Origin of the sequence: Rhodopirellula maiorica SM1, from assembly GCF_000346295.1 — a bacterium.
GTDB lineage: Bacteria > Planctomycetota > Planctomycetia > Pirellulales > Pirellulaceae > Novipirellula > Novipirellula maiorica.
Genome location: NZ_ANOG01000238.1, coordinates 1 through 3,744, shown reverse-complemented (window position 1 = coordinate 3,744; position 3,744 = coordinate 1). Strand labels below are relative to the sequence as shown.

Annotated in this window: 2 protein-coding genes and 1 pseudogene; all 3 read left to right on the top strand. The window is 53.0% G+C overall.

Features of this window, described 5'->3' with window-relative positions:
* A pseudogene (locus RMSM_RS07205) lies at positions 1-559 on the top strand (AAA family ATPase); the annotation flags it as partial.
* Between the two features lie 1,513 nt (positions 560-2,072).
* On the top strand, positions 2,073-2,654 hold the full coding sequence (locus RMSM_RS07195; RefSeq protein WP_008693554.1) for a hypothetical protein: 582 nt from the start codon (positions 2,073-2,075) through the stop codon (positions 2,652-2,654).
* Between the two features lie 396 nt (positions 2,655-3,050).
* The gene (locus tag RMSM_RS07190) at positions 3,051-3,683 is read left to right on the top strand and encodes a hypothetical protein (protein ID WP_008693553.1); all 633 of its coding nucleotides are present in this window, start codon (positions 3,051-3,053) and stop codon (positions 3,681-3,683) included.
* The last annotated feature ends 61 nt before the right edge of the window (positions 3,684-3,744 follow it).

Genomic DNA, 3,744 nt, shown 5'->3' with positions numbered 1-3,744 from the left:
GTCGCTGGCGCCGCTGCTCGATGGCCGCCGTTACGTCGAATCGATCGTTGCCGGGATCACGATTCATGCCGAGAAAGAGTTCCGCGCGACCGTCACGATGAACCAGGACGAGTCGACGTTTGAGATTCCTGACTACATCATGAGCCGTCTGCAGCCGACACTCAGCGTGGGCTTCCCCAGCAAACAAGACGAGATGTCGATCCTGCAGTACCACCTGCCGTTCGCCCAGCCCGAGATGTTGGCGATGACGGTCGAGTTCCTGCAGCACTCACACGAATTAAAGCTCGATTTTTCGCCCCGTGACGGGATCAATTTGTTGCGTTTTGCCATCAAGCGAATGATGCAAGACAAAAACCATCCGATCAGCGCCGACGAGGCATGGCAAGAAGCGCTCGAGAAATGTTTGGGCGAAGAAGCGGTCGATTTGGAAAGCTTGGCACAGCGCCGCAAGCGCACGCTCGGCGGCGACGCCGTACCACTCGGACTCGCCGATTTGTTCTTCGATCCCGATGACCCCCTGCACCCCGACCGCGATGACGACGACGATGACGACCTCTAACTGTCTCCGGCTCGATCGCACGCAACATTAACTTCGCCTCCCCAAAGCTTTGCTTTAAGGGGAGGTCGGATGGAGCCTTCAGCGACATCCGGGTGGGGCTGTCTCCGGCTCACTCGAACGCCCCGATCACCTCCGCTTCCGTCCGGCTTGTCCGGGCGGTGCATCCAACTGGTAGCTACCAACAAAACCGTTTCTCTCGATGGATCTCCGCTGCGGGCTTGTCCCGGGGGAATCGGCGAATCAAGTGAATGTAACCGCCGGCACAACGTTCCATCGGTAGCATCCATCTGCCTCCATCGCCGAGAGACGCTCCAGCCAAAAAACCACTCTCAGAGAAATAATTTGCAACCGCTCGCCAGATCCCCAATAATCCGTTTTGGCCATCGCGGTGAGCCTCAGCGGAGTGCCTCCCAACGAACCGAAGGTCCAATGTGGGATAGGCATCCTGCCTGTCATCAGCGTCACTTCTCAGCCCGGCGTCACCTCAACCCGACCGCACCCTCAACAAAATTTACAATTGTCAATTTAACTTTTACAACTCCCAACTCCCAACTCCCAACTCCCAACTCCCAACTCCCAACTCCTAATCGCAGCGTACATGCATGCTACACTGATGTATCGGTAGCCGCCCCTACTGACAAGGGACACTGCGTTGCAATATGGAATGGCTTCGGTGGCGTCGAGTTGATCGGAGACGTCGGACACTGAAGGTTGTTGGCAGGAAAATGTTGGCAGGAAAATCTCATCATCTTCCTGCCAACATTCTCCTGCCATATTGAATACCCATCGACGCTTCATAGCATCCGTCGGCTGCGTTTGACCGACGCCTTATATCCCTGCCGCGATTGGTGCGTTCGAAGGTCGCCCACCAGATATCATCAGGCCTTTGTTTCCTGGGATTTGCATTTGCAGTCACGGTTCGATCGGTGCTCGGTCGACTTGGCTGATGGAGACACACCGACGCCTGAAATACCGACTGCTGGTTGGGAGACTACGGCTAGCTAACACATGAATTGGAGTGGCGGTCCACGCCGAATTTGAAATCAACGTCATCCGTCGCCACCCGATTACGCTAACCGTTCGCCCAAGGACGAACTTCGCGTTATGACACTCCGAGATGAGCCGGTTCTCGAAGTGTTCCGAGAGTTGTTGGAACTGGACTCCCGACGTCTTAGGGAACGTGCGATTTAGGAGTTCGGAAAGTCGGGCGTCCTTTGCTTCTGCAAGAACAATGGCAAAATAATTGAGGAGCAAAATGATTAAAGACCAAAGCATCTCGAAGCTGAGCCCTCGTACTGATCTTTCGCTAGAATTTCATGTGGTATAATGACGCCAAGAAAGAAACGGGAACTAAGTACAGCGGACTGACATTTGGAATGGGGGGCACCCCACAAGATCAGGCCCATGCCGGGCATACCGGTAACCGGGAGCCGCCGGCAACGCGAGTCTTGAAATCAGAGTCTTTCAGCGGTGGCCCTTTAACGCTGACGTTACCCCGCCGAAGGAAACTTAAATGAACCTGCATCCTACTCTGCTTTCCCTGCTCGTTTTGCTAACCGCCAGCCTTCCGTTTGGTGGGCAAACACGGGCCGACGACTCCGGCGTCGATTCCGAGCCGAACGCGACGCAATATTTTGTCGAGCTGGCTGAATACAAGCTGGAACAGTCAATTCCAACCGGGCTTGCCGAGGACGAGGTCATTGCCTCTATCCTCAAATCCGGAACGAAGCCTGTCGAGACGATACGACTGACTGCGATGTCCGAAACTGAAAGTATGGTCCAAATCGGACGGCGTGTTGCCTTGACCACCGGCACCATGACCCGAAGCGGTGTCACGACCCGTCAAACCCAAGAGATGGAGATTGGCACGATGCTGCGTTTGAAGATCAAGGAACATACTAAAGGCGCAATCGCGGATATCGACTACACAACAAGCCGCCTCGATGGCGACGGAGCGAATGATACTCCTCCAGATGTCGTCACGAACACGATACAATCAACACAATTCTACGGCCTTGGCAAGACACGTCTGTTGTCGACCGTCGGCGCTAGTAAATTGACCGGAGTTCTCGTCACCGTCCACGAACTCCCCTGATTCAGAATGGCGGACAACAATGCGAGTCGGGATCGGGCTCAGAATTGTTCCGGCGTCTCCCACACACCGGACATACGGGGCCGCATCCGGCGGCCCTACCACCAGTTGCTTTTCTCCAATCGGCTTAGCAAAAACGCTTCTCCAGTGTCACCTTTTTCTTATCTTCCTGCGCCCATTTTCTTGCCCATTTGCTCGGTTAGAGTTGGCAGTCAACGCTGGAAATCGAGTACAAGTACAATTGCGAGTGCCGCGGTGCTGAATCTGGCACGACTAGAGACAAAGAAACCAATTCCGCCAGCTCTGATCGGCAACGTTGCAATACGAAACATCACGATGGGTGTTGCGTTCGTTTCGCTAGTTCTTTACTTACCAAAATCTCGGGGGATGTATTAAACTGTGAATAAAAATGCCAATCAGTTGCAACGCGACCTCGATTTGGATCCCGAAATCCGTGAGCTGGAATCGGACTTTCAGCTTTGGAAAGCGGCGTTTCGTGATGAATTGACAGCACATCTTGCGGCATTGCAATGCGACAATGACTTGTTTGGCTTTGCTCTGGAACCTGCAGAGGATCTTGGAAATTTACATTTCATCACTTGCGTTGGACGTGAATCCGCTCTTGAAGACAGAGACTCATTACCCCAGAGATTTAGTCACGTCGAGTGGCGTGGGTTTCTTCCGCCAAAAGATTTTGAGAAGTCGCTCCAATATCTTGAGGATATCGGCAAGAAGTATCACGACCTGTTCATCGATTCAGCTTACTCCGAGGATACCAAGGTTGGAGCAGCTTTTCGCAGACGCTTGTATTCGGAAATGCTTGAAGCCATGCTCGAGTGCGATAGACGAGGCGATTTCAGGAACATCTGGTTTAAGATCATCAGCTTCTCGGATTTCAATCATTCGATTCAACTTCGCTCTTTTCTTCGTCTCAATTGCAATTGGCGTTTTTTAACGAATTGCGTCTGCTTAGTCTCCAAAAGGTTAGGTTCCTTCATGGGGAAAATTGGTAGGCGGGTAGGCGAGCACTAAATCACTTTTCAAGAATACTTGGCAATGAAAAGCATTGCCCGCCCCCGCTGGGGTCCGCGTT